Source organism: Rahnella victoriana, assembly GCF_021276285.1.
GTDB classification, from domain to species: domain Bacteria; phylum Pseudomonadota; class Gammaproteobacteria; order Enterobacterales; family Enterobacteriaceae; genus Rahnella; species Rahnella victoriana.
This window is the reverse complement of the sequence record NZ_CP089919.1, coordinates 1,551,204-1,577,312: the sequence shown is the minus strand read 5'-3', so window position 1 is coordinate 1,577,312 and position 26,109 is coordinate 1,551,204. Positions and strand designations below refer to the sequence as shown.

Sequence of the window (26,109 nt, the reverse complement as noted above, 5' to 3'; positions counted from 1 at the left end):
GGAGTGTCGATGAAAGCCTTAGCAAAACTCAAACGTGAAGAAGGCATCTGGATGACGGATGCGCCGGTACCGGAATTAGGCCATAACGATTTACTGATCAAAATCCGCAAAACAGCGATTTGCGGGACGGATGTGCATATCTACAACTGGGATGAATGGTCGCAAAAAACCATTCCCGTGCCGATGGTGGTCGGGCATGAATACGTCGGCGAAGTGGTCGGTATCGGGCAGGAAGTGAAAGGCTTCAGCATCGGTGATCGGGTGTCCGGTGAAGGACATATCACCTGCGGACACTGCCGCAATTGCCGGGGCGGTCGCACGCATTTGTGTCGCAATGCCCAGGGTGTCGGGGTCAACCGTCCGGGTGCCTTCGCGGAATATCTGGTGCTGCCAGCCTTTAATGCCTTCAAAATCCCGGACAATATTTCTGATGATCTGGCCGCGATTTTTGACCCGTTCGGCAATGCGGTGCATACCGCACTGTCGTTTGATCTGGTCGGTGAAGATGTGCTGATCAGCGGCGCAGGGCCGATTGGGATTATGGCGGCGGCGATATGCCAACACGTCGGAGCACGCCATGTGGTGATCACCGATATGAATGAATATCGCCTGGAACTGGCGCGTAAAATGGGCGTCACGCGGGCGGTGAATGTCAGTCAGCAAAGCTTGCAGGACGTGATGGATGAACTGGGTATGACGGAAGGGTTTGACGTCGGGCTGGAGATGTCTGGCGCGCCTGCGGCGTTTCGCAGCATGCTCAATGCCATGAATCACGGCGGGCGGATTGCAATGTTAGGCATTCCTTCAACCGAGATGGCGATCGACTGGAACCAGGTGATCTTCAAAGGTCTGTTTATCAAAGGGATTTATGGCCGGGAAATGTTCGAAACCTGGTACAAAATGGCTGCCCTGATCCAGTCAGGATTGGATCTTACGCCTTTGATAACCCACCATTTCCCGATTGATGAATTTCAGAAAGGGTTTGATGCGATGCGCTCCGGGCATTCCGGCAAAGTTATCCTTAACTGGTGATCTGGCGCGATAGAAAGGCAAAAGCCCGCTGAATGAGCGGGCTTTTTTATGACAACGGACGGAGGCTTTATACCGCAGGGTCTGCCGTTTGTTTCTCTGCATCCGTCAGATAGCGCACTTTGCGTGTGTAATCCTGACCTTTGAATAACAGCGCATTATCCGGTGACGCCAGATACTTTTGCCATTCGGTCAGCGGGAATCCACCATGAGCGCCGATCACTTCTTTCGGAATAACGGACGGCGTGCCGCCAATTTTTTTTGATACCGGCCAGTTCATCCAGTCGCCCAGATTGACAGTTTTGATGTCCAGCGTATCGAGCATCGCCGCCAGAGGCAGCTGGTCAGTCGGTGGCTGATTGTCGGGCAGAATGTTCCAGGTATCTCTGAAGAACATAATCCACAGCGGACATAACCGTTGCCAGGTCTTACGGGTGGCGGCCAGAAATGCGCCATTCACGTGGTCAACAATATAAGGGCGTATGCTGTCTTTATAATAAGCCGGGATGGTTTCAGGATCACAGCCGTCAAGTTTGGCAATCATTTTGCCCTGACGGAAGCTGGAATAAATGTGATTTTCATGCAGCTGTATTTCCGGCATTTTGAGCAGATTCAGGTCTGAATCGATCATCAAAATACCGTCGGTTTTGGCCTGTAAGGGGGCCATCAGCTTAATCAGACGGCTGAGGTAAATTTGCTTATAGCGATAATCGCCAGATTTGGTTTCAGGATTTAGTGTCACGATGCGAACTTTCTCAGGCAGCGGACGGAACTGGCTGGCCTCCTGATCGGTAACAATCACGATTTCCTGCAAACCGGTTGCGAATTTGTCAGCAAATTCCGCGCACAGACAGGCTTCTTCAATATAGTCAGCGCCTGCGGAAGGGATTACAACCGACGTCACGCTATTCTTTGGTTTGCCCGCAATAACAGTATTTGCATAAGGCAAATTATGGCGCGAAAGAATGCGACGATATTTGGAGTTCAGGAATTTAAACATATTCAGCCTTGTTTCTTTTTCACGCTGCTTAAAACGGTTTCCACACCAGAGACATATTTTTCAATGGCAAATTTATCACGAACATTCAGGTTCGCCTGTTCTGCAATTTCATGTCTCAGATGCGCGTTGAGGTACAGCGTTTTCATATGATTGAAGAGCATCTCGACATCGCCATACTCAAATAACATGCCGGTTTCTGCATTTCTTATCAGTTCGGCCGTTCCCGTTACATTTGATCCGATGACCGGGGTTTTCAGTAACATGGATTCCAGAACGACACGCGGAAGCCCTTCACTTTTAGAGCCCAAGATAAAGGCATCAAAAGCGGCCAGATATTCCAGCGCATTACTTTGAAAACCGGTAAATATGACTTTATCCATCATATTCAGCGCGGAAGTTTGCTGGATAAGACGCCGTAAATTCGGGCCTTCGCCGACAAATACCATCTTCCATTTCGCTTCCGGGAAGGCGCGGTTAAATTTGTCGAGCGCCAGTAAGGTAAAGTGATGCGCCTTACGGTTAATCAGCGATCCGATGCTGCCAAAGATAAAGGTCTCATCAGTGGCCCCTAATTCTTCGCGAATTTTTGCGCCATCAGGTAACGGCTGGTGGATATCAATGCCGTTGAACACGGTGAAACACAATTCTTTGCGTACGCCCCGCTTGAGAAGCTGTTCCTGAACGCCCTGTGACACAGAGATAATGCTGTGGCAAAACCGGTTAACGATCCGCACAACATCCCGGTTCAGCACCGGCTCAATGCGGCAATGTTGCACGATTTCTGTTGGCAGGCCTTCAGTAGAATAATAGCCTTCAACGTTAGAGCTTGGCTGGTTGTTCATATATAAAATATCGAACTGCCCCAGTTCAAGCAGAGAATGGATCTTGCGAATATTTGGGTTAATTCGCCAGATTTTATCAATCGAATAGATGGCTTTCTGACGCAGACCCGCACTAAAGAAAAACAACGTCCTCAGGACTTCTTTGCTGACTTTAGCCCATGTGGGTTGTTTAACCTGAGGAATGAAAAATACCGGCACATTCAGTGAGTTTAATATCTGACTGATGGTTTCGCCGTTATCTCTGGCGTAATCGTTGTAAAAACAGCAACTGATTTCAAACCGTTCACGATCGATTCTTTTCAGCAGTTCTAACATACTGTTAGTTCCGCCTCCCCATTCCTTGCCGCTATCCAGCAGCAGAATTTTAGATCGATCTTGTCCCATCGGTTAGCGCCCTTGCTCAGTCCGGTCAAAAAAATATGCAATGCTCATTATAAGAGGCAATGTCTATAACCTCTACTTATTTAACCTTGTCAGTAACCGCATCCATATCAATATATTGGGTGGACTTCGGGGATGTATTTATCCCGCAGATATCATTAAGCCCAAATCAATGGGAAGGATCCTTAATTCTGGGTAAAAGTCGTCATGACGGCGTACTGATGTTGTGCAAACTGCACAGCCGGTAAAGATTGCAGACTTTCGCCGAGGATTTTAAACATGCTGTCGGCATAAATCTGCGGCAGAGGTTGTTTCACGCGGCAGAGGCTGATCCGTTTACGTGCTGATGCAGGCGGCGGCGTTTTCCCGGCTGGCGTGCTGCGCTGAGGTTCGTTCAGCAGATCGCTCGGGCGGACCAGTTGGATATCGGCAGGCAAATTCGGCAGCATCTGTTGCAGCACTTTCACAGTAGTGGGATGCGGGTGTCCGATCGCAATGGCATATCCGTTCCGGCGTGCGAGCTGAATGGCGCGCTCAAACTGATGGCGGATTTCAGCTTCGTTCTGCACATCATCCAGAAACACGTTACGTTTAATGACTTTTACCCGCGTACCCTGTGCCGCTTTCACCGACTGGGTATTACCGATAGTCATGCTGTCGAGGAAGAACAGGTTATGGGCGTTCATCGCCTGCATGACGTTTTCCATCCCGGTCAGGCTGGAGGTCATGGCGCTGCCCATATGGTTGTTGATGCCAATCGCGTAAGGGATATTGCTGATAGCCTGATCGACAATGCGCTTCACTTGCTCAGCACTCATGGACGGTGTCAGGGTATCTTTTTCCAGCGGCTGTTTGCTCAGTGGCGCCATCGGCAGGTGGATCAGAATTTCACGGCCTTGCTGATGCGCTTTGTTCATCATCATTTGCGAATCAGGTGCATTGGGGAAAATCGCGACGGATACCGCTTTTGGCATCTGAAGTACCTGGTTTTCCTCATGCTGGCGATAACCAAAGTCATCAATCAGGATGGATAATTTCGCTGCCTGAACCTGACAAACGAAAAACGCAGTACCACAAAGGGCAGCTAAAACGGACTTTTTATATCGCAATGCTATCTTCCCAACCACGGCTGTGGGTTAACTGCCTGGCCCTGACGACGAATTTCAAAATACAGCGATGGCTGGCCTTGTCCGCCGCTGTTCCCCACTTTAGCAATGGCCTGACCGCTTCTGACCTGATCGCCCACGCTGACCAGCGCGTCCTGATTGTAGCCATACAGACTCATATCGCCTTTGCCGTGATCGATAACCACAACCAGCCCGTATCCCTGCAACCAGTCCGCCAGAATGACACGTCCATCGGCGATAGCCCGCACATCACTGCCTTCTCTGGCTGAAATCACAATCCCTTTCCAGCGTAGTTCACCCTGCAATTGTTCGCCGAAGCGGTGTATCAACGAACCATTAACAGGCCACATATTTTGACCGGATGGCCTTCCCAGACCGCCCGTCCGGGCCATCAGCGACTGTTCGCTTTGGGTCGGTTTATAGGTTGAACCCGATTTTTTCGCCTGCTGTTCTTTTGCCCTGACTGCTGCCGCTTCACGTGCTTCTTTTTCCGCCCGTGCTTTGGCTGCACGTTCAGCTGCCGCAATTTTGTTTTGCAGGCTGGATTCGTTGGCGCGCAATTCCGTCAGGCTCTGCTCATCTTTTTGCAATGAGGATTCCAGCGCCGTGAGGGTTTGTTTTCGGGCTGCGCGTGCCTGCTCAAGTTTTTGCTGCTGCGTTTGTTGTTCGTTTAACAGCGTTTTTTGCCGGGTTTGTTTGGCCTGCAAAGAGACCCGCTGTTCCGCCAGCGTGGTACGCGTTTGTTTCAGTTCTTCGATGGTTTTCTGTCGTGATTCATTCAGATAGCCGAAATAAGCGAGGATCCTCTCGCTGCGTTCGCTTTCTTCGCTGCTTAACAGCAACTGCAGGCCTTTGTGCTGGCCGATGCGGAAGGCGGCATCGAGCTGCCGGGCGAGAAGGGTTTCCTGCGTCTTTTGCTGTTTTTGTAATTTATCGATGGACGCATTAAGCCCGGAAATGTCTTTTCCCAGCGTCGCGAGGGTGGACTGAGTGCCACGAAGTTCGCTGCTGGCGGAGGCAATGGTTTTTTCCTGCGCCTGTAACTGCTGCAATAATGTGCCGCGTTGTTGCTTCTGCTGTTTGACGCTTTTTTCTTTTTCCGCAATGTTTTGCTGAATGGTTTTGAGCTGATCTTTATTGTCGTCAGCGTGGGCACTCACCCCGGGAAAAAGCAACGAAGCGCAAAGGAATAAGGCTGGAGATGGGAAGGCAGATACGGCCTTGTCCTGAGCGGAAAGGCGGGTTCTCATCAGGCTGAAATGAATGAATTTGCTCAATCTTTTTTCCGCTTGTCGACCGTGAATGATAGACAATATGGCTGTCCCTTTTCGTATCGTAACACTAATCAACCGGCTGATGCACAAACAAAAAAGGCGTACCAACCGGTGTCAGCACGCCTTTATTTCACTGCTTTAACAAAAATTAGCGGGCGATAAACAGCGGTTTGCCGCTCATTTCTGCCGGAATTTCCATGCCCATCAGGGAAAGCATAGTCGGCGCGATATCAGACAATTTACCGCCTTCAACAGCTTGTGCGTCCCCGCCAATATAAATCAGCGGCACCGGCAGGCTGGTGTGTGCGGTATGCGCCTGACCGGTTGCCGGATCACGCATTTGTTCCGCATTACCGTGGTCAGCGGTGATCAGCAACTGGCCGCCGACGGCTTTCACCGCATCGACAACCTGAGCCACGCAATGATCGAGCGCTTCAACCGCATTGACCGCCGCTTCGTAAACACCGGTATGGCCGACCATGTCGCCATTCGGGTAGTTACAAATAATGGTGTCGTATTTGCCGCTGTTGATCGCGCCCAGCAGTTTTTCGGTCAGTTCAGCAGAACTCATTTCCGGTTGCAGGTCATAGGTCGCCACATTCGGTGATTTCACCAGAATACGGTCTTCCCCTGCAAACGAGTCTTCCATGCCACCGTTAAAGAAGAAGGTGACGTGGGCATATTTCTCCGTTTCAGAGATTCGCAGCTGTGTTTTACCGTGAGCCATCAGCCATTCGCCTAGCGTGTTTTTCAGGGAGGCTGGCGGGTAGGCACAGGCCGCATTAATGTCTGCGGCATATTCGGTCAGCATGATGAAATCGCCGAAATTAATCACTTTTTCACGGGTAAAACCGTCAAAATCCGGGCTGATAAAGGCGCGGGTGATTTCACGGGCACGGTCAGCGCGGAAGTTCATAAAGATCAGAGCATCGCCGTCATTGATGGCCGCGGATTCTTCGCCTGCCGCCTGCAACACGGTGGGTTTAACAAATTCATCGTTTTCATCACGCGCATAAGCGGCTTGCAGACCTGCAAGGGCGTTATCGGCAGTGAATGCGCCTTTGGCCTGTGACATCAAATCGTAGGCCAGTTGCACGCGATCCCAGCGGTTATCACGATCCATGGCGTAATAACGGCCCACGATAGATGCGATACGGCCTGTGCCGAGTTGTGCGAATTTCTCTGAGAAGCGTTTCAATGCCGCTTCAGCACTGCGTGGCGGTGTATCGCGGCCGTCGAGGAAGGCGTGCAGATACACGGCTTTCGCGCCGCGACGGTGCGCCAGTTCGACCATCGCCATAATGTGGTCTTCATGACTGTGTACGCCACCGGCAGACAACAGGCCCATAATGTGAACCGCTTTGCCTGCTGTAACGGCACGATCTACAGCGCCGGTCAGTACGCTATTATTAAAGAAGTCGCCTTCTTTGATTTCTTTGTCCAGGCGGGTGAGATCCTGATACACGATACGGCCTGCGCCTAAATTGACATGGCCCACTTCGGAATTACCCATCTGACCGTCAGGCAGACCGACGTCCAGCCCGGAAGCAGCGATGAGGGTATGCGGATAGGTGGCCCACAGATTATCCATGACGGGGGTTTTGGCATTCAGAATCGCGTTATCTTGTTGTTCTTCGCGATGGCCATAGCCATCAAGAATAACCAGAACCATCGGTTTTTTGTTGCTCGACATGTCAATTGACCTCAGTTTAAAAGATGAAATGCTCAATAGGCTCGCCAGCTGAAAGGACATGAACAGGCGCGGCTAAGGGCATTCGGGCGGCCTGATTTTACCCCAGCACTGCAAGGGAATAGCCGGAGGAGATCAAAGATGAGGCGAGGTGAGGGTTAACTTTCGGCATAAAGGCGTGTTAATTTTCCGAGACGTGCCGCAGTTTGTGGCATTCGCCCGCGCTTACTGGCTGTATTTGCTCCGACGCGCAGGTATACTCTGAAGCCTTGAATTTTCCCCCAACTGACGGGAGTTGCTACACCCCATGCAAGATATTATGCCATTCATCAGTGCGCATCCGGTTCTCAGCCTGGCGTGGGTTGCGTTACTGATTGCAGTAATTGTGACCACCTTTAAAACACGTTTTTCTAAAGTGAAAGAGATCACTCGTGGCGAAGCAACCCGACTGATCAACAAAGAAGATGCCATTATTGTCGATGTGCGCGCGCGTGAAGAATTCCGCAAAGGCCACATCGCAGAATCACATAACGTGCTGTCTGCCGACATTAAAAACAACAACCTGGGTGAACTGACGAAACATAAAGCGCAGCCTGTTATCGTGGTTTGCGCGACCGGCCAGACTTCCCGCACTGCGGCAGAAGGCCTGATCACCGCAGGTTTTGAACGTGTTTATACCTTGAAAGAAGGTATCAGCGGCTGGAGCGGTGAAAACCTGCCTCTGGCGCGCGGTAAGTAAGCATTCAGCCAATCGCAACGGCACTAAAATATAAGATCCAGAGGTGGAACCCATGGCTAAAATTGAAATCTATACCAAGGCAACCTGCCCTTACTGCCATCGTGCGAAAGCCCTGCTCAACAGCAAAGGGGCTTCATTCGATGAAATTGCTATCGATGGCGACGCAGATAAACGTGAGAAAATGATCGCCCGCAGCGGTCGTTCAACCGTTCCTCAGATCTTTATCGATGGACAGCACGTTGGCGGTTGCGATGATTTACATGCGCTTGATGCCCGTGGTGGCCTTGACCCGATGTTGGGTTAAACAAGGCGGCCGCGGTTTTTCATTAAGCGTTTAAAAGGACTATTAACCCGAGGGTACTACTCACATGTCAGAACAAAATAACACCGAGATGGCTTTCCAGATCCAACGTATCTACACCAAAGACATCTCTTTTGAAGCGCCAAATGCGCCTCAGGTTTTCCAGCAAGACTGGCAACCAGAAGTTAAACTGGATCTTGATACGGCGTCCAGCCAGCTGGCGGAAGGCGTATACGAAGTCGTCTTGCGTGTGACGGTGACCTCTTCACTGGGCGACGAAACCGCGTTCCTGTGCGAAGTCCAGCAAGGCGGTATCTTCACTATCTCCGGTATCGATGGCAACCAGATGGCACATTGCCTGGGTGCATATTGCCCGAACATTCTGTTCCCGTATGCCCGTGAGTGCATCACCAGCCTGGTTTCCCGCGGTACCTTCCCGCAACTGAACCTGGCACCTGTTAACTTTGACGCGCTGTTCATGAACTATCTGCAACAGCAAGCTGAAGGCGAAGGTGCCGAACCGCATCAGGATGCCTGATGAAAACCGTCAATGCGTCAATGACTGTTATCGGTGCCGGATCTTACGGCACCGCTTTAGCGATTACTCTTGCCAGAAATGGCCATCCCGTTGTGCTGTGGGGACACAATCCCGATAACATCAACGAATTACAACGCGCCCGTTGTAATCAGGCATTCCTTCCTGATGTCCCGTTCCCCGACAATCTGCTGCTCGAAGCCAATCTTTCTGTCGCACTGGCGGCCAGCCGTAATGTGCTGGTTGTGGTGCCAAGTCACGTCTTTGGCGACGTATTGCGTCAGCTGAAACCGCATTTACGCCCGGATGCGCGCGTGGTGTGGGCGACGAAAGGTCTGGAAGCCGAAACCGGACGGTTGTTGCAGGATGTCGCGCGTGAAGAACTGGGCGATGCCATTCCGTTAGCCGTGGTCTCCGGCCCGACATTTGCCAAAGAACTGGCGGCAGGCATGCCAACGGCAATTTCTCTGGCCGCGACAGATGCCCGTTTCGCCGAAGATTTGCAGCAGTTGCTGCATTGCGGCAAAAGCTTCCGCGTTTACAGCAACCCCGATTTTATCGGCGTTCAGCTGGGCGGAGCGATTAAAAACGTGATTGCGATTGGTGCCGGGATGTCCGATGGTATCGGCTTCGGTGCGAACGCAAGAACCGCATTGATCACCCGCGGACTGGCCGAAATGACCCGTCTGGGTTCCGCGTTAGGCGCGGATCCTGCCACCTTTATGGGCATGGCAGGGCTGGGTGATTTGGTGTTAACCTGCACAGACAACCAGTCCCGCAACCGTCGCTTCGGTATTATGCTGGGGCAAGGCAAGGATGTTCAGACCGCTCAGGACACGATCGGCCAGGTTGTTGAAGGTTATCGCAATACGAAAGAAGTACGGGCGCTGGCGCAACGGAACAACGTTGAAATGCCGATCACGGAACAGATTTACCAGGTGCTGTACTGCGGTAAAGATGCGCGTGAAGCAGCGATCAGTTTGCTGGCCCGCGCGAGCAAGGACGAAAAACACAGCCACTGAAAGGCCTCTGAAGCATAGCCACCTTGTTGGTATTCCCGACAGGGCGGCTTTTTATTACCCGAACTTGCAAAGTCGTAAGGAAAAGTGATGTCGCTAGAAGAATTAGAACTGGTCTGGAATAACATCAAATCAGAGGCGCGAGCGCTGGCTGAGTGTGAACCGATGCTGGCCAGTTTTTTCCATGCGACGTTACTTAAACACGAAACGTTGGGCGGCGCGTTGAGCTACATTCTGGCCAACAAGCTGGGCAACCCGATTATGCCTGCGATGGCGATCCGCGAAGTGGTTGAAGAAGCCTATCGCAACGACGAGCAAATGATCCTCTCTGCTGCCCGGGATATTCTGGCGGTGCATCAGCGCGATGCGGCAGTCGACAAATATTCCACCCCGTTGCTGTATCTGAAAGGTTTCCATGCGCTGCAGGCATACCGTATCGGTAACTGGCTGTGGAAGCAGGATCGCAAAGCGCTGGCGATTTATTTCCAGAATCAGATTTCTGTGTCATTCGGCGTAGATATTCATCCGGCGGCGAGAATTGGTTGCGGCATCATGTTTGACCACGCCACCGGGATTGTCATCGGTGAAACGGCGGTAGTCGAAAATGACGTGTCGATTCTGCAATCTGTCACCCTCGGCGGTACCGGCAAAACCTGCGGTGACCGTCACCCTAAAATCCGTGAAGGCGTGATGATTGGGGCCGGTGCGAAAATCCTCGGCAACATCGAAGTGGGGGCTGGGGCAAAAATCGGTGCGGGTTCGGTGGTGTTGCAATCGGTGCCTGCGCATACCACTGCGGCGGGCGTACCCGCGCGTATTGTCGGCCGGCCGGAAAGCGAGCGTCCTTCCATGGATATGGATCAGCATTTCAACGGTATTGCGCAGGGTTTTGAATTCGGCGACGGTATCTGACCGACCTTTTAAGATGGCATGGTTCTGCATGCCATCTTCTGCATTTTCTCTACGCTATTCTTTCAGCAATGCGCCCGGATATCCCAGCTGGCGCCAGGCTTCATACACCACCACAGAAACGGCATTCGACAAATTCATGCTGCGGCTTTCTGCGCGCATAGGGATGCGGATTTTCTGTTGTGCTGGCAGGTTATCCAGAACAGACGCCGGTAAGCCACGGGTTTCAGGGCCGAACAACAGGAAGTCGTTATCCTGATAGCTGACGGCGCTGTGCGCGGGCGTTCCTTTGGTCGTCAGTGCAAACAGACGCTGCGGGTTTTCGCTGCTGAGAAAGGCATCATAATTCGCGTGGTGTTTGATATGAGCGAATTCATGGTAATCGAGTCCGGCACGGCGCAGACGTTTATCGTCCCAGCCGAAACCTAAAGGTTCGATGAGGTGAAGCTGACATCCGGTGTTGGCACACAGGCGGATAATATTGCCGGTATTGGGCGGGATTTCTGGTTCAAATAAAACAATGTTAAGCATGCGTCCCCCTGATAGAGGGACGCAGAATAGCAGAAACTTAACGCTGGTGCAGCGGCAGCCAGATAATCAGACGAAGGCCGCCCAGCGGGCTGTCTTCAGCTTTAACGCTGCCCCGGTGTTGCTGAACGGCAGTATCCACGATTGCCAGTCCGAGACCTGTGCCGCCGGATTCCCGGTCACGCGCTTCATCGGTGCGATAGAACGGACGGAAAATCTGTTCGCGATCTTCCTCACTCACGCCGGGGCCATCGTCATCAACGGTGATGGTGATCCCTTCACTGTCGTGGGCGAAGTTCAGCACAATGTGATGATGCGAATAACGCAGGGCGTTACGCACGATGTTTTCCAGTGCGCTGTCGAGCGCCGCCGCATTACCAATCAGTTTCCATGGGCCAGGAGGCGATGTCACCTCAAGGGTTTTGCCCATCTGTTCGGCTTCAAACTGCGCATCATCAATCACCCCGGCCCACAGTTCGTTGGCCTTCAGGGTTTCGCGTGATAACTCATTTTTATGCTGGCTGCGTGATAACACCAGCAGATCGTTGATCATGCCATCGAGACGCTGCGCCTCATTTTCGATGCGCTGCAATTCTTTCCCTTCGCCATGACGACGTCTCATCAGTGCGGTTGCCAGCTGCAGACGGGTCAGCGGTGTACGCAGTTCGTGGGAGATATCAGAAATCAGCCGTTGCTGTGCGGTGACCATCCGCTCGAGGGCGCTGACCATCTGGTTGAAACTGGCACCGGTCGCGAGGAATTCCTGCGGGCCGGCTTCGAGTTCTGGGTGCTGCTTGAGATTACCGCGTGCAACGTCATCTGCGGCGTTCTTCAGCTTACGTGCAGGTTTGGCCAGACTCCATGCCAGCCACAGCAGCAGAGGGGCGCTGATGAGCATGGTGACGATTAACAGCAGCAGGGGGCGGTCGAACATCAGGTTGATAAAGTCAGACTGGGAGCTGCTGGCCGGACGCATCAGGTACAGCTGGTAGTTATCTTCACCGTCACGTACGGAGAAAGGCCCCACCATTTCCACGCGGCCATACTTTTTCTTTTTCGGGCGATCTGAGTTATCAGACTGACCGATAAAGTTACGCACGATCTGCATTTCGTTACGCTGTGCGCCGATCACCCGGCCTTCGCTGGTGACCAGCAACAGACGCTGACCCGGCGGTGCCCATTTGTCGATGGCACGGAACAACCTGCGCCACCACATCAGATCATTGGCAGGATCGGTCGCCAGCTCAGCTTCAACGTGTTGTTCAATCATCAGGCCCTGCCGCTGTTCGTTATCGAGCAACGGCGTAATCTGGCGTGAATCGAGTTTCGGCACCATCAATACCAGCATCAGCACCAGGGCTAATGTGAACCAGAAAATGGCAAAAATTCGTGCCGTAAGGCTGTTTATCATGAAGCAGAAACCATCAGATAACCGCGTCCGCGCAAGGTTTTAAACCACGGATGTCCATCCTGACGATCGGGCAATTTACGGCGTAAATTGGAGATATGCATATCAATGGCGCGGTCAAACGGCGTCAGACGTTTACCCAGCACTTCCTGACTCAGATGTTCGCGGGAAACGACCTGTCCGAGATGTTTTGCCAGTAAATACAACAGGGTAAATTCAGTGCCGGTTAAATCCAGCGCTTCGCCGTTAAAACTGGCTTCCTGGCGTCCCGGGTTCAGCTGCAACCCGTCCACTTCCAGCGTCGGTGAGCCGTTATTTTCATTGGTTTGCTGTTGTTCGCTCCAGTTGGAACGACGCAACATTGCCCGGATGCGGGCCACCAGTTCGCGGTCATTAAACGGTTTTGGCAGATAGTCATCCGCACCCAGTTCGAGGCCGAGAACGCGATCCAGTTCACTGCCGCGAGCGGTTAACATAATCACTGGCGTCTGGTGACGCTGGCGCAATTCTTTAAGGGTTTCAATGCCGTTTTTCTTCGGCATCATCACGTCAAGCAACAGAAGGTCGATGGTATTATCGATTTTCTCTAATGCCTGCTCACCGTCGTAAGCCACCACAACATTAAAGCCTTCCATTTCGAGCAATTCTTTCAAAAGTGAAGTCAGTTCACGGTCGTCATCAACCAACAAAATTTTATTCATTGTATTTACCTCTAGACGCAAAATACGTCATCAATTGCCGCTATTCCATGACTTTACGTACTTTTACAAGCACTGACGCTTGTTTGCAGCAGCAGGTTTAGACTGCTTTTCAATGATTCGCGATGCAGCGATAAAGACTTTAGGAGTATGTGATGTTTAAGGCAGCTTCATTCGGTTTAGCCACGCTTCTGACGCTGAGTTCAGGTGTCGTTTTAGCAGATGGCGCAAAACCAGTGTCGGCGATGCCAGCAGAACATGATAGCACGATGTTGGACAAGCCTCAGGAACGCAACACCATGTTTGATGGTGTAAATCTCACTGAGCAGCAGCGCCAGCAAATGCGTGACCTGATGCATCAGGCTCGTAAAGATCTGCCTCATGTAAATGTAGAACAGATAGAAACGATGCACAGGCTGGTCACCGCCGAAAAGTTTGATCAGGCCGCAGTTCGCGCACAAGCCGAGTTAATGGCTCAGGAGCAAGTGGATCGCCAGGTTGAAATGGCCCGCATCCGCAACCAGATGTTTAATCTGCTGACACCTGAGCAAAAAAACGTATTAAACCAGAAACATGAGCAACGCATGAAAGAGATGCAAATGCAGTTATCTGGCTTACAACCCTCTTCTGCCCAGAAGACGAGTAGTACCAGCACGACCGAGTAAGATCCCTGTTTTTCCTTGCCATAGACACCATCCCTGTCTTCCCCCACCGTATGGTGGGGTTTTTTTTGTCTGTAATTTGGGATTGTGTTTTAAACTTGAAATTAACAAGGTGGAAATCTGCGCGTAACGATCTGGAAATATCTTGTAAAAGCCGTATGAATCAGTAAATTGCGAAGTACAGAGCGGTGTAAGCGTATTCTTGCTGACTTGAATCAATTCAGCACCGGTGTTTTGTTATACTATAGGCTCAAACGCTAGTAAGCCCTTTTGGCTGCACAAGAAAAATTCGCCCAACAGGCTGGCTCAAGATTCTTAAGAAATTGCATCTACAAGTTCAGAGGTAGTCATGATCAAAAAAATTGGTGTACTGACAAGTGGTGGCGATGCCCCAGGCATGAATGCTGCGATCCGTGGCGTTGTCCGCTCCGCATTATCAGCAGATTTGGAAGTCTACGGTATTGAAGATGGCTACCTCGGCATGTATGAAAACCGCATGCGCAAACTGGATCGCTACAGCGTCTCCGATATGATCAACCGTGGCGGTACTTTCCTGGGTTCAGCGCGTTTCCCTGAATTCCGTGATCCGGAAATGCGTAAAGTCGCCCTGCAGAATATGAAAGACCGTGGTATCGATGGCCTGGTGGTGATCGGGGGTGACGGTTCTTACGCAGGTGCAGACCTGCTGACCAAAGAAGGCGGTATCCGTTGTATCGGTCTGCCAGGCACTATCGATAACGACGTGGCGGGTACTGACTACACCATCGGCTTCTTCACGGCGCTGGGCACCGTGGTTGAAGCGATTGACCGTCTGCGTGATACCTCTTCTTCACACCAGCGTATTTCTATCGTTGAAGTGATGGGCCGCTATTGTGGCGATTTGACGCTGGCAGCGGCCATCGCCGGTGGTTGCGAATTTATCGCTATCCCTGAAGTGGAATTCAAACGTGATGATCTGGTTGCTGAAATCAAAGCCGGTATCGCGAAAGGCAAAAAACACGCGATCGTTGCCATCACTGAAAAGTTAGACAACATCGAAGAGCTGGCCAAATACATCGAGAAAGAAACCTGCCGCGAAACCCGTGGCACCGTATTAGGCCATATTCAGCGTGGCGGTGCGCCGGTGGCTTACGACCGCATTCTGGCTTCCCGCATGGGGGCTTACGCGGTGGACCTGCTGCTGGAAGAAGATCGTGACTATTCTCATGGCGGTTTCTGCGTCGGTGTTGAAAACGAGAAAATGGTTCACGAATTAATCTCGATTTGTATCGCGCCAGAGAATAAGAAAAGTAAATTCAAAGAAGACTGGTACGACACGGCGAAAAAACTGTTCTGATACAGTTTGTTACGCTCCGATAAGAACCTCCTTTTACGGGAGGTTTTTTTTCGCCTCGCTTTTGGTTATTCCAGAAAGTAATAGAAAAAAACCTTTTATTCTTTATGTGTTTCATTTTTATCTGGCAGGCTCTCTTTATCGAACAAATAAATGAAATCCATAGAAACTATTTTCGGGAGAAAGTGCGATGCGTAAATGGGCTGCAGGTTTGGGATTACTGTTGGTGGCAACGGGAGCAATTGCCAAAGATATTCAGATTCTGAACGTGTCATACGATCCCACCCGTGAGTTCTATGAGCAATACAACAAAGCATTCAGCAAATACTGGCAGGGTAAAACCGGCGATACCGTCACCGTTCGCCAGTCTCATGGTGGCTCCGGTAAACAGGCAACATCGGTTATCAACGGCATCGAAGCGGATGTGGTGACGCTGGCGCTGGCTTATGACGTTGATGCTATTGCTGAACGTGGCCGTATCGATAAGAACTGGATCACCCGTCTGCCGGATAACTCTGCGCCTTACACATCCACCATTGTGTTCCTGGTACGTAAAGGCAATCCGAAACAAATTCACGACTGGAATGATTTGATTAAACCGGGCGTGTCGGTGATTACACCGAACCCTAAAACTTCCGGCGGTGCGCGCTGGAACTATCTGGCGGCCTGGGGTTATGCCCTGCATCACAACAACAATGACAAAGCGAAGGCTCAGGATTTCGTGAAAGCATTGTACAAAAACGTCGAAGTGCTGGATTCCGGCGCACGTGGCGCAACCAATACTTTCGTTGAACGCGGCATCGGTGATGTGCTGATTGCGTGGGAAAACGAGGCGCTGCTGGCGACGAAAGAAGTCGGTAAAGATAAGTTTGAAATCGTGACGCCAAGCGAATCGATTCTGGCGGAGCCAACGGTTTCTGTGGTCGATAAGGTTGTCGATAAGCGTGACACCCGCACGGTGGCCGATGCCTATCTGAAATACCTTTATTCACCGGAAGGCCAGACGATTGCGGCAGAAAACTATTACCGTCCGCGTGATGCTGAAATCGAGAAAAAATTCGCGTCTGAATTCCCGAAAGTTAAACTGTTCACCATTGATCAGGTGGCCGGTACCTGGGCACAGGCACAGAAAGACCATTTCGCGACCGACGGTATCTTTGACCAAATCAGCAAACGTTAAGACTGTTTTCCAGACAATAAAAAACCCCGGCGTGCCGGGGTTTTTTATGCGCAGAAGAAACAGGCTTACGCTTGTTTAGCTTCAGCAGCAGCTTTCACGATCACTGCGAAAGCATCAGCTTTCAGTGATGCGCCGCCAACCAGTGCGCCATCGATGTCTGGCTGGGTGAACAGCTCAGCAGCGTTAGCCGCGTTAACGGAACCGCCGTACTGGATGATCACTTGTTCAGCAACCGCAGCATCTTGTTTCGCGATGTGATCACGGATGAATTTGTGAACGGCCTGAGCCTGTGCAGGCGTGGCAGATTTGCCGGTACCGATCGCCCAAACAGGTTCGTAAGCGATGACTGCGCCTTCGAATGCTTTCGCACCCAGCGTGTTCAGCACGGCATCCAGTTGTTTAGCGCAAACGGCTTCTGTTTTGCCTGCTTCGTTTTCTGCTTCGGTTTCACCGATGCACAGAACCGGGATCAGGCCAGCATCTTTCAGCACGCCGAATTTCTTCGCGATGAACTCGTCGCTTTCTTTATGGTAAGTACGGCGTTCTGAGTGACCGATGATGATGTATTTCGCACCGATATCTTTCAGCATGTCGGCAGAGATTTCACCGGTGAATGCGCCGGACAGGTTAGCATCAACGTTCTGAGCACCCAGCGCGATACGGCTGCCAGCCAGAGCGTGTTTAGCCTGTGACAGGTAAACTTCTGGTGGAGCAATCGCAACGCCACAACCTACAACTGTGCTCAGTTCAGTACGCAGAGCAGCAATCAGTTCGTTAACCATGTGGGTGCTGCCGTTAAGCTTCCAGTTACCCATCACTAATGGATGTCGCATGTTTTTTCCTCCAAAAGGGGACGCGAGTGTCGATTAAAATTTCTGCCAAACAAGCAGATTACCTGTGCAACAGTATAGAGATCATTGACCATAAAGGCTTTGCTTTTTGTCATTAAAAACCGTCATCTCACGGCTCGGCGAGCGCCAGCTTGACCGGCTCAACGGCGAATGTCAGACCTTTTTCGCCATTGTCTGAAATCACAAAACGTACCGCGCCCACTTCCTGCTTATAAAACTGCTGACCTTTGCCTTTCTCGATCAAAGAAGCGACTCTCGCCACGCTTTGTTCGGTGGTCAGGGTGGCATCAAACTGACGCATCAGGTTTGCCATATAGCTGATTGCCAGCGTGCGGGCCGCTTTTTCTTCTGTGCCCTGAATCGGCAGATAGGTGATTTGCAGCGTTTTGATTTTCCCGGTGCCTTTTTCCAGCGCGGTCGAGGCATACAGATTTTCATTAATCTTGCTGGCGGCGCGGGTCAGGGAACTGTTCGCGGATTTATCGCTGATCGCGCGGAACTCGCCAATCTGCTGGGTCGGATTGGCCTCATTGTATTTCGCGCGGAAATTGATCAGCGTCGTTTCAAATGTCGGCGCACCGGCCAGCAGGTAAGGGGCTTTTGGCATCTCTTCGGTGCCGGCATGGTCAGCCGGCGGATCGGCCAGCGCGATGTTCTGGCCAGCGAGCAGGATTAACGCGGACAGCGTCAGGCGTAATAAGGATTGAGCAACAGTCATAGGGCGTGTCTTATTTTGATTCAACTGTCCGATTAAAGCGGGGAACGGGGGGTAATGTCAAAAGGAGTGCGTAAAGATTCTCGTCGCCTCTGCCGGTAGGTTACACTCCGCCTGTTTTAACAATTTACTCCCATTGTATTTGACGGAACCGACTGCCAATGACGTTACAGCATGCACTGTTTTCTTTTAACGGCCGCCTGGGCCGCCGCGATTTCTGGCTCTGGATGGTCAGCTGGCTGATTCTGATGGTGGCTGATTTCTTTTTTGCCGCACAGGAATGGATTACCTATCAGTCCGCCGGTTTCGCGCTGGTGGTGTTACTGTGGCCGACGGCTGCGGTGCTGGTGAAAAGATTACATGACCGTAATAAATCCGCCTGGTGGGCGCTGTTGTTTGTATTGGCGTGGATGCTGGTTGCCGGGAACTGGGCGGCGGCGATGCCACAGATGTGGAGCTGGGTTCTCGGACGTCTGGCGCCTTCAGTCATTTTCATCATGTTGCTGATCGACTGCGGCGCTTTTGTCGGCACGCCGGGCACAAATCGTTTTGGCCCGGAGCCGGACGAGGTGAAATTCCGCTGATTTTTTATGTACAGGCTTACCAGTAATGCTCGCTGTTCATATGGCCCGGTTTACGTTTCAGGTGTTTGCGCATACCCCGTGTGTCTTTCAGTACCTGCTGGGTATCGCGAACCATTTGCGGGTTGCCGCACAGCATGACGTGGCTGTCTTCAGCCAGCATCTTCAGGCCGACAGCCTCTTCCAGCGCGCCGCTTTCAATCAGAGCCGGAACACGGCCTGTCAGGGAGCCGGAAATTTCCTCGCGGCTGACCACGGTCTGAATATGTAATTTGCCTTCATAGCGACGCTGAAGCTGTTGCATGAGTGGCAGATAACTCAGGTCAGCTGCGAAACGTGCAGCGTGAACCAGAACGATATTTTTGAACCGCTCCAGCCCTTTTCCTTCCTGCAAAATTGACAGATACGGCCCGATAGCCGTGCCGGTTGCCAGCATCCACAGGGTGTCGCATTCAGGCACTTCTTCAATCACGAAAAATCCGGCGGCTTCTTTGGTGATAGTCATCTCGTCGCCGGGCTGCATCACATGCAGGCGCGGGCTGAGTTTTCCTTCCGGCACATTCACCAGATAAAACTCCAGCTCACCGCTGGATGGCGGGTTTACATAAGAATACGCGCGTTGCACCCGCTCACCGTCAATATCCAGCGAAAGTTTGGCGAACTGGCCTGCGGTAAAAGGATCGACGGGCGCATTGACGGTGATGCTGAACAAATTCTCTGTCCAGTGCTCAACTTTTTTGACTTTTCCTGTCACCCATTCAGCCATAAAAAACTCCCGTGGTTTCTGGTTTCTTCATGTCGTGCAAAATATGCAGTGCGAAATTATGTCCTGATTTTATTTCAAATTTTTCGGATCCCGTATCGGTTAAATGTTATCAGCCTATTCATGACCCGTTAGCCAGTATCGATTTCTGTACACCCAGCGTTACAGATGTGGTTCCCGCCGCTGCCAGCAAAGGTTCAGAAGAGTTTCCCGCAATACTCGCTTATTCATCTTAATTTGTTAACTTATGCGCCGCGGTAGTCCGGCTGAATTTACTGGTTATTTATTCTGCACTTTACCAACCTTATCTGATAATGAACTGAAAAATGAAAAATCTGGAAAACATTCACCTGCTTATCATGCTCATTTTGCTGGTGGCTGTCGGGCAAATGGCGCAAACCATTTACGTGCCGAATATCGCCGATATGGCGGCCAGCCTGGCCGTTAAACCGGGCGCTGTGCAGCGGGTGATGGCCGCGTATCTGCTGACCTACGGCGGCTCACAGCTGGTCTATGGCCCGCTTTCCGATAACATTGGCCGCAAACCGGTGATCCTCACCGGCCTGATGATTTTCCTGATAGGGGCGGCGGGCGCGATGATGTCCACCAGCCTGACGATGCTGATTGCCTTTGCGGCCATTCAGGGGCTGGGCACCGGTGTGGCGGGCGTAATGGCGAGAACCATGCCGCGTGATTTATACAGCGGCGGCGCGTTGCGCCATGCCAACAGCCTGCTGAACATGGGCATTCTGGTCAGTCCGCTGCTGGCGCCGGTGATTGGCGGTGCGTTGTCCGCATGGCTGGGCTGGCGAGCCAGTTTCGGTTTCCTGTTAATCCTGTGCGCGGGCGTGGCGTTCTCGATGTACCGCTGGCTGCCGGAAACCCGTCCTGAATTCACCGCCGATCATCCGCCGCGCAGGATGCTGGGAAGCCTGCGTTTATTGCTGGCTGATGCCAACTTCAGCCGTTATCTGGTGATGCTGGTTGGCGCACTGGCTGGCGTAGCGGTATTTGAAGCCAGCTGTGGCGTGCTGATGGGCGGCGTGCTCGGCCTGAGCGGCGTGATGGTCAGCGTGCTGTTTATCCTGCCCATTCCGGCGGCGTTCTTTGGCGCATGGTACGCCGGTCGCACGGAGAAAAGCTTTCAGCAACTGATGTGGCATTCGGTGATCAGTTGCCTGCTCGCCGGTCTGGCGATGTGGATCCCCGGCTGGCTGGGCATGATGAATATCTGGACGCTGATTGTTCCGGCATCGTTGTTCTTCTTCGGCGCGGGCATGTTGTTCCCGCTGGCGACCACGGGTGCGATGGAGCCTTTCCCGTATCTGGCGGGGGCGGCAGGTGCGCTGGTCGGGGGATTGCAGAATATGGGATCCGGACTGGTGGCGTGGATGTCTGCGATGTTGCCGCAAATCGGTCAGTTCAGTCTGGGATTACTGATGTTCGCCATGGCGGTGCTGATTTTATTGTGCTGGTTACCGATGTCGAACCGCAGTCAGCATGAAGGGCATACGGCCTGATCATGCAAAAGCAGGGCGCGAATGGCCCTGCTTTTTGATGACCGGAAGCTGAGGTTTAGATAATAAATTCGTGCAGCGCCGCGTCTTTGCGGTCGAGGTAATGCGTCGAGCGGATGCGACGGATAGTGCGGGATTTACCGCGGATCAGCAGCGTTTCGGTGGTCGCCATATTTCCCTTGCGGCTGATGCCTTCCAGCAGATCACCTTTGGTAATGCCGGTCGCGGAGAAAATCACGTTATCATTACGCGCCATATCATCCAGCAGCAGCACTTTACCGGCTTCAATCCCCATCGTCTGGCAACGCGCCAGTTCTTCTTCACCGATACGACGATTTTCCGGTGTATCGCCTTTCACGTCATGACGCGCCAGTAAACGCCCCTGCATATCGCCATCCAGCGCGCGGATCACTGCCGCAGAAATCACGCCTTCCGGTGCGCCGCCAATGCCATACAGCACATCCACTTCGCTTTCCGGCATACAGGTCAGAATGGTTGCCGCCACGTCACCGTCAGGGAACGCAAACACACGCACGCCGGATGCCAGCATTTCGCGGATGGCGTCGTCATGACGTGGTTTCGCTAAAACGGCGACGGTCAGCTCGGTCAGCGGTTTACCCAGCGCGTTGGCGATATTGGCAAGATTCTCTGCCAGCGTCAGATTCAGATCGATAGCCCCTTTTGCGCCCGGCCCGACGGCGATTTTTTCCATGTACATGTCGGGAGCATTGAGGAACGAACCCTGGTCGCCAACCGCCAGCACAGCCAGCGCGTTGGACTGACCCATGGCGGTCATGCGCGTGCCTTCAATCGGGTCGACGGCGATATCCACCGCATCGCCATTGCCGGTCCCGACTTTTTCACCGATATACAGCATCGGCGCTTCATCAATTTCCCCTTCACCAATGACGATAGTGCCGTCGATATCGACCTTATTGAGCATGATGCGCATGGACTGAACGGCAGCGTTATCGGCCAGGTTTTTATCACCACGACCCAGCCATTTATAACCGGCCAGCGCGGCAGCTTCGGTCACGCGGGAGAACTCGATTGCTAATTCACGTTTCATTGGAAAGCCTGTAGAAAGAAAAAAAGAGGTCGGTGAGGCGAGGCTCATCTGTGCCGCAGATTTTAGCACAACGGGAAAGGGGCATAAAAAAACTCCCCGGATGGGGAGTTTCAGAAACAGGTGTTGGCGATAATATCCGGCGATTACTCGTCGTGATCTTCCCAGGAGCGAACGCGTGCCACCGCTTTTTGCCAGCCTTTATAGCGGACATTACGTTCCGTCGTTTCAATGCTTGGGCGGAATTCACGTTCAATGGTGGCTTTGCTGCGCACTTCTTCCAGATCGTTCCAGAAACCGACAGCCAGACCGGCAAGGTAAGCCGAACCCAGTGCGGTGACTTCCAGCACTTCAGGGCGCTCAACGCGGGTGCCGAGAATGTCTGACTGGAATTGCATCAGGAAGTTGTTGGCCACCGCACCGCCATCCACACGCAGCGCCTGCAGGCGTGCGCCGGAGTCAGCCTGCATCGCATCCAGAACGTCACGGGTCTGATAAGCGATAGATTCCAGCGTCGCGCGGATGATGTGGTTGCTGTTCGCGCCACGGCTCAGACCGAAGATCGCGCCACGGGCATACGGGTCCCAGTAAGGGGCGCCAAGGCCGGTAAAGGCTGGCACCACGTAAACGCCGTTGGTGTCTTTCACTTTCATGGCAAAATATTCGGAGTCAGTCGCGTCGCTGATCAGTTTCAGCTCATCGCGCAGCCACTGGATGGAAGCACCGCCGACAAACACCGCACCTTCCAGTGCGTAGTTCACTTCGCCGCGCGGACCGCAGGCGATGGTGGTCAGCAGGCCATTTTTAGAGGCAACCGCTTCGGTACCGGTATTCATCAGCAGGAAGCAGCCGGTGCCGTAGGTATTTTTCGCCATACCCGGTTGTACGCACAGCTGACCATACAGCGCCGCCTGCTGGTCACCGGCGATACCGGCGATCGGAATACGCGTACCGCCTTTACCCCCGATGTTGGTCTGGCCGTAAATTTCAGAAGAAGGGCGGACTTCCGGCAGCATTTCGCGCGGAATATCCAGCGCCTCCAGCATGCGGTCATCCCATTGCAGATCATGGATGTTAAACAGCATGGTACGTGAGGCGTTGGTGTAATCCGTCACGTGAACACGTCCCTGCGTCATTTTCCAGACCAGCCAGGTATCAACCGTCCCGAACAGCAGTTCGCCGCGTTTGGCGCGCTCACGGGAGCCTTCGACGTGGTCAAGGATCCACTTCAGTTTGGTGCCGGAGAAATACGGGTCAATCACCAGACCGGTGTTGTGACGGATGTATTCTTCCAGACCGTCTTTTTTCAGCTTTTCACAGATGTCAGCAGTACGGCGGCATTGCCAGACAATCGCGTTATAGATTGGCTTGCCGGTTTCTTTTTCCCACACGATGGTGGTTTCACGCTGGTTGGTGATACCGATACCGGCGATCTGATCAGAGTTAATGTCGGCTTTCGCCAGCACTTCCACCAGCACCGAGCTTTGCGATGACCAGATTTCCATCGGGTCGTGCTCAACCCAGCCCGATTTAGGGTAGATCTGAGTGAATTCACGCTGTGACACGCTGACGATATTGGCATCGTGATCCAGAACTACGGCGCGTGAGCTGGTTGTACCCTGGTCGAGTGCAACAATGTATTTTTTTTCGTGAGTCGTATCTGCTGACATAATATTCATCCTGCGAATGAGTAAGCTGTGGAACAGTTTAGCCGATCAGGCCTTACGCTGTTTGGATGGCTGAGACGCTTTTTCTTCTGCCGGCTCATTAATCTGATTTGGCAGATGGCGACCAATCAGCGCTTTATATGCGATGGCACCCAGAGAAGCCCCGAGCAGCGGACCAAAAATCGGCACCAGGAAATAAGGGATATCGCGTGCGCCGGTGAAGGCAACCTTGCCCCAGCCAGCAAAGAAAGCGAACACTTTCGGACCGAAGTCACGGGCCGGGTTCAGGGCGAATCCGGTCAGCGGCCCCATGGAGGCACCGATTACGGCGATCAGGATACCGATCAGCAGCGGTGCCAGCGGGCCACGTGGAATACCGTTACCATCATCGGTCAGGCCAAGGATCAGCGCCATCAGAATGGCGGTAATCACGGTTTCAACCAGAAACGCCTGCAAGACGCTGATATGCGGGTTTGGATAGGTTGAGAAAATACCGGCCAGATCCAGACTTTCGACGCTGCCGCGCACCATGTTGTGGCTTTGCTCGAAATCGAAGAACAGGTTGTAGTAGAGGCCGTAGACCAGTGCGGCGGCACAGAAGGCTCCGGCGACCTGCGCGATGATGTAAGGCAGAACTTTGCGTCCTTCAAAGTTTGCAAACAGACAAAGTGCGACGGTCACCGCCGGGTTCAGGTGTGCACCTGAAATGGCTGCAGTCAGGTAGATGGCCATTGCCACGCCCAGACCCCAGATGATACTGATTTCCCACTGACCAAAGGTAGCTCCGGCAAGTTTCATTGCTGCGACACAGCCCGCACCAAAGAAAATGATAAGCCCGGTACCCAGAAACTCAGCGATGCACTGACCTTTTAATGTGGAACTCATGGTTTGGCTCATAGTTTGATCCTGCTAAGGATAATGTTAATGGTTAGTTATAGTTTTTCTGTTATGTCGTACGTGAACGTAATCGGATTTTGGCGTTCATCATTAAATGAGAACGTAATGTGAATTTATCGTTAACGAGCATAAACGAGAAATAGCGAAATCAAAATTTGTGTGTTGTGTCATAAAAATGAGCGATTTCGCGTATTGGCAGAACTTGATGCAGCGCAAAAAGTCCATGATTTAACATTTTCAGCGAACCTGTCTTTTTAAACGAACATCAGCGACCTTATCCGCGCGGCGGCTAAGGTTAATCGGTATTAAGCCGGATTTCTGGTGAGTGACGCTGCTTTTTAAGCATTTCCTGATACCCGGCGCTGTAAAATTGCAACAGACTGCGTGGATAAAGGGGTTGCTGGTAGACAGACCACAGCTGGCTACATACAATCACCCGTTAAGACACCCGGCGGTTTTGCGCAATTCTCTGATGAATTTGTTATGAAAATCGACGGTGTGCAGGAATTTTTGAGCCGTGTCCGGACGATGCGGCAGAACATAAGATGTGCGCCTTGCGAACATAAGGGGACCGAAAAATGTCATTTGAAGTATTTGAGAAATTAGAAGCTAAAGTTCAGCAAGCGATCGATACCATTACTCTGTTGCAGATGGAAATCGAAGAACTGAAAGAGCAGAACAACACCCTGTCTCAGGAAGTTCAGCAAGCCAGCGGTAATCATGAGTCTCTGGTGCGTGAAAATGCGCAGCTGAAAGAAGAACAACACGTATGGCAGGATCGTCTGCGTGCATTGTTGGGAAAAATGGAAGAAGTCTGAGCACTTCCGCCATCAAATGAAAAAGGACGCCATGGCGTCCTTTTTTGTTGCTGCAAGAAAGCGTTACTCGATATCAAGCGGGTCTTCCGACAGCACGATACCGGTATTGTCGGCATATAGATGGTCGCCGGAGAAGAAGGTCACGCCGCCGAAATTGACACGAATGTCGCTTTCGCCGATCCCTTCACTGCCTGCGCCAGCCGGAATAGCGGCCATAGCCTGAATGCCCAGATCCAGTTCTTCCAGATCGTCAACCTGACGGACCGCACCATAAATCACGATGCCTTCCCATTCGTTTTGCAGCGCCAGGCGTGCCAGTCCGGCATCCAGCAGTGCGCGACGAACAGAACCGCCGCCATCGATCACCAACACGCGGCCCCGGCCATTTTCTTCCAGCAGATCATAAAGCAAGCCATTATCTTCAAAGCATTTCACGGTGGTGATTTGCCCGCCAAATGAAGTACGGCCGCCAAAGTTGGAGAACAAGGGTTCGACGACATTCACTTCTTCATGGTAGATGTCGCAAAGTTCGGAAGTATCGTATTTCATAGGATTTCATCTGGTTGCTGCATGAGTATT

The 26,109-nt window shown here is 52.2% G+C and carries 27 protein-coding genes; 12 read left to right on the top strand and 15 right to left on the bottom strand.

Annotated features, from left to right (window positions below; all coding sequences use genetic code 11):
• Positions 1 to 9 precede the first annotated feature (9 nt).
• Entirely contained in the window at positions 10 to 1,032 is a 1,023-nt protein-coding gene (gene tdh, locus J9880_RS07265; RefSeq protein ID WP_095924115.1) for an L-threonine 3-dehydrogenase, read from the top strand.
• Positions 1,033 to 1,099: 67 nt separating this feature from the next.
• On the opposite strand, the gene J9880_RS07260 is transcribed toward tdh, so the two are convergent.
• From J9880_RS07260 to gpmM, 5 genes are all read right to left on the bottom strand, one after another.
• A complete protein-coding gene (locus J9880_RS07260) occupies positions 1,100 to 2,029 on the bottom strand; it encodes a hypothetical protein (RefSeq protein WP_232770262.1) in 930 nt (309 codons plus the stop codon).
• Between the two features lie 2 nt (positions 2,030 to 2,031).
• Entirely contained in the window at positions 2,032 to 3,255 is a 1,224-nt protein-coding gene (locus J9880_RS07255; protein ID WP_095924117.1) for a glycosyltransferase, read from the bottom strand.
• 182 nt (positions 3,256 to 3,437) lie between these two features.
• Entirely contained in the window at positions 3,438 to 4,361 is a 924-nt protein-coding gene (locus J9880_RS07250) for a divergent polysaccharide deacetylase family protein (RefSeq protein ID WP_131693820.1), read from the bottom strand.
• A 2-nt stretch (positions 4,362 to 4,363) separates the two neighbouring features.
• Positions 4,364 to 5,629, bottom strand: a complete 1,266-nt coding sequence (envC, locus tag J9880_RS07245; RefSeq protein WP_408637232.1) for a murein hydrolase activator EnvC — start codon at positions 5,627 to 5,629, stop codon at positions 4,364 to 4,366.
• A gap of 172 nt (positions 5,630 to 5,801) precedes the next feature.
• Positions 5,802 to 7,346: a 2,3-bisphosphoglycerate-independent phosphoglycerate mutase gene (gpmM, locus tag J9880_RS07240; protein WP_133823919.1), complete on the bottom strand. Its 1,545-nt coding sequence runs from the start codon at positions 7,344 to 7,346 to the stop codon at positions 5,802 to 5,804.
• 304 nt (positions 7,347 to 7,650) lie between these two features.
• On the opposite strand from gpmM, the gene J9880_RS07235 reads away from it, so the two are divergent.
• The 5 genes from J9880_RS07235 (at position 7,651) to cysE (ending at position 10,849) form a co-directional block, all read left to right on the top strand.
• The gene (locus J9880_RS07235) at positions 7,651 to 8,082 is read left to right on the top strand and encodes a rhodanese-like domain-containing protein (RefSeq protein ID WP_119823914.1); all 432 of its coding nucleotides are present in this window, start codon (positions 7,651 to 7,653) and stop codon (positions 8,080 to 8,082) included.
• Between the two features lie 52 nt (positions 8,083 to 8,134).
• Positions 8,135 to 8,386, top strand: a complete 252-nt coding sequence (gene grxC, locus J9880_RS07230; protein ID WP_013577603.1) for a glutaredoxin 3 — start codon at positions 8,135 to 8,137, stop codon at positions 8,384 to 8,386.
• Positions 8,387 to 8,450: 64 nt separating this feature from the next.
• A complete protein-coding gene (secB, locus tag J9880_RS07225) occupies positions 8,451 to 8,921 on the top strand; it encodes a protein-export chaperone SecB (RefSeq protein ID WP_013577602.1) in 471 nt (156 codons plus the stop codon).
• Complete coding sequence (gene gpsA, locus J9880_RS07220; protein WP_047608257.1) at positions 8,921 to 9,940, top strand: NAD(P)H-dependent glycerol-3-phosphate dehydrogenase; 1,020 nt, start codon at positions 8,921 to 8,923, stop codon at positions 9,938 to 9,940. The genes secB and gpsA overlap by 1 nt, the downstream gene beginning before the upstream one ends.
• Positions 9,941 to 10,027: 87 nt before the next feature.
• On the top strand, positions 10,028 to 10,849 hold the full coding sequence (cysE, locus tag J9880_RS07215; RefSeq protein ID WP_095924122.1) for a serine O-acetyltransferase: 822 nt from the start codon (positions 10,028 to 10,030) through the stop codon (positions 10,847 to 10,849).
• Positions 10,850 to 10,903: 54 nt separating this feature from the next.
• Here the strand turns inward: cysE and trmL are convergent, their stop codons facing one another.
• Genes trmL through cpxR form a run of 3 tightly spaced genes read right to left on the bottom strand, consistent with a single transcriptional unit; the run spans position 10,904 to position 13,483 of the window.
• The gene (gene trmL / locus J9880_RS07210; protein ID WP_095924123.1) at positions 10,904 to 11,377 is read right to left on the bottom strand and encodes a tRNA (uridine(34)/cytosine(34)/5-carboxymethylaminomethyluridine(34)-2'-O)-methyltransferase TrmL; all 474 of its coding nucleotides are present in this window, start codon (positions 11,375 to 11,377) and stop codon (positions 10,904 to 10,906) included.
• Positions 11,378 to 11,414: 37 nt separating this feature from the next.
• Positions 11,415 to 12,785, bottom strand: coding sequence for an envelope stress sensor histidine kinase CpxA (gene cpxA, locus J9880_RS07205; RefSeq protein ID WP_119823910.1), 1,371 nt, complete (start codon positions 12,783 to 12,785; stop codon positions 11,415 to 11,417).
• Positions 12,782 to 13,483, bottom strand: a complete 702-nt coding sequence (gene cpxR / locus J9880_RS07200; RefSeq protein ID WP_013577597.1) for an envelope stress response regulator transcription factor CpxR — start codon at positions 13,481 to 13,483, stop codon at positions 12,782 to 12,784. The genes cpxA and cpxR overlap by 4 nt, the downstream gene beginning before the upstream one ends.
• Positions 13,484 to 13,635: 152 nt before the next feature.
• Here cpxR and cpxP point away from each other — a divergent pair, with 152 nt between their 5' ends.
• The 3 genes from cpxP (at position 13,636) to J9880_RS07185 (ending at position 16,655) form a co-directional block, all read left to right on the top strand.
• A complete protein-coding gene (gene cpxP, locus J9880_RS07195; RefSeq protein WP_095924125.1) occupies positions 13,636 to 14,145 on the top strand; it encodes a cell-envelope stress modulator CpxP in 510 nt (169 codons plus the stop codon).
• A gap of 346 nt (positions 14,146 to 14,491) precedes the next feature.
• Positions 14,492 to 15,478, top strand: coding sequence for a 6-phosphofructokinase (gene pfkA, locus J9880_RS07190; RefSeq protein ID WP_095924126.1), 987 nt, complete (start codon positions 14,492 to 14,494; stop codon positions 15,476 to 15,478).
• Between the two features lie 187 nt (positions 15,479 to 15,665).
• Positions 15,666 to 16,655, top strand: coding sequence for a sulfate ABC transporter substrate-binding protein (locus J9880_RS07185; protein WP_095924127.1), 990 nt, complete (start codon positions 15,666 to 15,668; stop codon positions 16,653 to 16,655).
• A gap of 65 nt (positions 16,656 to 16,720) precedes the next feature.
• Here J9880_RS07185 and tpiA read toward each other — a convergent pair whose 3' ends face one another.
• Positions 16,721 to 17,488 (bottom strand): triose-phosphate isomerase, encoded by a 768-nt coding sequence (tpiA, locus tag J9880_RS07180; RefSeq protein ID WP_095924128.1) that lies wholly within the window; start codon positions 17,486 to 17,488, stop codon positions 16,721 to 16,723.
• Positions 17,489 to 17,615: 127 nt separating this feature from the next.
• Positions 17,616 to 18,224, bottom strand: coding sequence for a DUF1454 family protein (locus J9880_RS07175; RefSeq protein WP_232770261.1), 609 nt, complete (start codon positions 18,222 to 18,224; stop codon positions 17,616 to 17,618).
• Between the two features lie 158 nt (positions 18,225 to 18,382).
• Here J9880_RS07175 and J9880_RS07170 point away from each other — a divergent pair, with 158 nt between their 5' ends.
• Positions 18,383 to 18,805, top strand: coding sequence for a DUF805 domain-containing protein (locus J9880_RS07170; protein WP_095924130.1), 423 nt, complete (start codon positions 18,383 to 18,385; stop codon positions 18,803 to 18,805).
• A 16-nt stretch (positions 18,806 to 18,821) separates the two neighbouring features.
• On the opposite strand, the gene fpr is transcribed toward J9880_RS07170, so the two are convergent.
• Complete coding sequence (gene fpr, locus J9880_RS07165; protein WP_232770260.1) at positions 18,822 to 19,568, bottom strand: ferredoxin--NADP(+) reductase; 747 nt, start codon at positions 19,566 to 19,568, stop codon at positions 18,822 to 18,824.
• A gap of 323 nt (positions 19,569 to 19,891) precedes the next feature.
• Between fpr and emrD the strand changes: the two genes are divergently transcribed.
• Positions 19,892 to 21,085: a multidrug efflux MFS transporter EmrD gene (emrD, locus tag J9880_RS07160; RefSeq protein ID WP_232770259.1), complete on the top strand. Its 1,194-nt coding sequence runs from the start codon at positions 19,892 to 19,894 to the stop codon at positions 21,083 to 21,085.
• A 55-nt stretch (positions 21,086 to 21,140) separates the two neighbouring features.
• On the opposite strand, the gene glpX is transcribed toward emrD, so the two are convergent.
• The 3 genes from glpX to J9880_RS07145 all read right to left on the bottom strand — a co-directional run bounded on the left by glpX (position 21,141) and on the right by J9880_RS07145 (position 24,712).
• Entirely contained in the window at positions 21,141 to 22,151 is a 1,011-nt protein-coding gene (gene glpX / locus J9880_RS07155) for a class II fructose-bisphosphatase (RefSeq protein ID WP_232770258.1), read from the bottom strand.
• A gap of 143 nt (positions 22,152 to 22,294) precedes the next feature.
• Entirely contained in the window at positions 22,295 to 23,818 is a 1,524-nt protein-coding gene (glpK, locus tag J9880_RS07150; protein ID WP_095924134.1) for a glycerol kinase GlpK, read from the bottom strand.
• Positions 23,819 to 23,863: 45 nt separating this feature from the next.
• Positions 23,864 to 24,712 carry an MIP/aquaporin family protein gene (locus tag J9880_RS07145; RefSeq protein WP_119823896.1) on the bottom strand — a complete coding sequence of 283 codons (849 nt, stop codon included), beginning with the start codon at positions 24,710 to 24,712 and terminating at the stop codon, positions 23,864 to 23,866.
• Between the two features lie 578 nt (positions 24,713 to 25,290).
• Here J9880_RS07145 and zapB point away from each other — a divergent pair.
• Complete coding sequence (gene zapB / locus J9880_RS07140) at positions 25,291 to 25,530, top strand: septal ring assembly protein ZapB (protein WP_013577585.1); 240 nt, start codon at positions 25,291 to 25,293, stop codon at positions 25,528 to 25,530.
• A gap of 63 nt (positions 25,531 to 25,593) precedes the next feature.
• Here zapB and rraA read toward each other — a convergent pair whose 3' ends face one another.
• Positions 25,594 to 26,079 carry a ribonuclease E activity regulator RraA gene (gene rraA / locus J9880_RS07135; protein WP_013577584.1) on the bottom strand — a complete coding sequence of 162 codons (486 nt, stop codon included), beginning with the start codon at positions 26,077 to 26,079 and terminating at the stop codon, positions 25,594 to 25,596.
• Positions 26,080 to 26,109 lie beyond the last annotated feature (30 nt).

Excerpts from the sequence above, each read along its gene's own strand:
- fpr (WP_232770260.1), bottom strand. The coding sequence starts at position 19,568 with ATGGCTGAATGGGTGACAGGAAAAGTCAAAAAAGTTGAGCACTGGACA.
- trmL (WP_095924123.1), bottom strand. The coding sequence starts at position 11,377 with ATGCTTAACATTGTTTTATTTGAACCAGAAATCCCGCCCAATACCGGC.
- cpxP (WP_095924125.1), top strand. The coding sequence starts at position 13,636 with ATGTTTAAGGCAGCTTCATTCGGTTTAGCCACGCTTCTGACGCTGAGT.
- gpsA (WP_047608257.1), top strand. The coding sequence starts at position 8,921 with ATGAAAACCGTCAATGCGTCAATGACTGTTATCGGTGCCGGATCTTAC.
- J9880_RS07255 (WP_095924117.1), bottom strand. The coding sequence starts at position 3,255 with ATGGGACAAGATCGATCTAAAATTCTGCTGCTGGATAGCGGCAAGGAA.
- gpmM (WP_133823919.1), bottom strand. The coding sequence starts at position 7,346 with ATGTCGAGCAACAAAAAACCGATGGTTCTGGTTATTCTTGATGGCTAT.
- J9880_RS07235 (WP_119823914.1), top strand. The coding sequence starts at position 7,651 with ATGCAAGATATTATGCCATTCATCAGTGCGCATCCGGTTCTCAGCCTG.
- cysE (WP_095924122.1), top strand. The coding sequence starts at position 10,028 with ATGTCGCTAGAAGAATTAGAACTGGTCTGGAATAACATCAAATCAGAG.
- J9880_RS07175 (WP_232770261.1), bottom strand. The coding sequence starts at position 18,224 with ATGACTGTTGCTCAATCCTTATTACGCCTGACGCTGTCCGCGTTAATC.
- J9880_RS07145 (WP_119823896.1), bottom strand. The coding sequence starts at position 24,712 with ATGAGCCAAACCATGAGTTCCACATTAAAAGGTCAGTGCATCGCTGAG.
- rraA (WP_013577584.1), bottom strand. The coding sequence starts at position 26,079 with ATGAAATACGATACTTCCGAACTTTGCGACATCTACCATGAAGAAGTG.
- J9880_RS07185 (WP_095924127.1), top strand. The coding sequence starts at position 15,666 with ATGCGTAAATGGGCTGCAGGTTTGGGATTACTGTTGGTGGCAACGGGA.
- glpX (WP_232770258.1), bottom strand. The coding sequence starts at position 22,151 with ATGAAACGTGAATTAGCAATCGAGTTCTCCCGCGTGACCGAAGCTGCC.
- cpxR (WP_013577597.1), bottom strand. The coding sequence starts at position 13,483 with ATGAATAAAATTTTGTTGGTTGATGACGACCGTGAACTGACTTCACTT.
- J9880_RS07260 (WP_232770262.1), bottom strand. The coding sequence starts at position 2,029 with ATGTTTAAATTCCTGAACTCCAAATATCGTCGCATTCTTTCGCGCCAT.
- J9880_RS07170 (WP_095924130.1), top strand. The coding sequence starts at position 18,383 with ATGACGTTACAGCATGCACTGTTTTCTTTTAACGGCCGCCTGGGCCGC.
- pfkA (WP_095924126.1), top strand. The coding sequence starts at position 14,492 with ATGATCAAAAAAATTGGTGTACTGACAAGTGGTGGCGATGCCCCAGGC.
- tdh (WP_095924115.1), top strand. The coding sequence starts at position 10 with ATGAAAGCCTTAGCAAAACTCAAACGTGAAGAAGGCATCTGGATGACG.
- emrD (WP_232770259.1), top strand. The coding sequence starts at position 19,892 with ATGAAAAATCTGGAAAACATTCACCTGCTTATCATGCTCATTTTGCTG.
- grxC (WP_013577603.1), top strand. The coding sequence starts at position 8,135 with ATGGCTAAAATTGAAATCTATACCAAGGCAACCTGCCCTTACTGCCAT.
- envC (WP_408637232.1), bottom strand. The coding sequence starts at position 5,629 with ATGAGAACCCGCCTTTCCGCTCAGGACAAGGCCGTATCTGCCTTCCCA.
- tpiA (WP_095924128.1), bottom strand. The coding sequence starts at position 17,488 with ATGCGACATCCATTAGTGATGGGTAACTGGAAGCTTAACGGCAGCACC.
- cpxA (WP_119823910.1), bottom strand. The coding sequence starts at position 12,785 with ATGATAAACAGCCTTACGGCACGAATTTTTGCCATTTTCTGGTTCACA.
- glpK (WP_095924134.1), bottom strand. The coding sequence starts at position 23,818 with ATGTCAGCAGATACGACTCACGAAAAAAAATACATTGTTGCACTCGAC.
- secB (WP_013577602.1), top strand. The coding sequence starts at position 8,451 with ATGTCAGAACAAAATAACACCGAGATGGCTTTCCAGATCCAACGTATC.
- zapB (WP_013577585.1), top strand. The coding sequence starts at position 25,291 with ATGTCATTTGAAGTATTTGAGAAATTAGAAGCTAAAGTTCAGCAAGCG.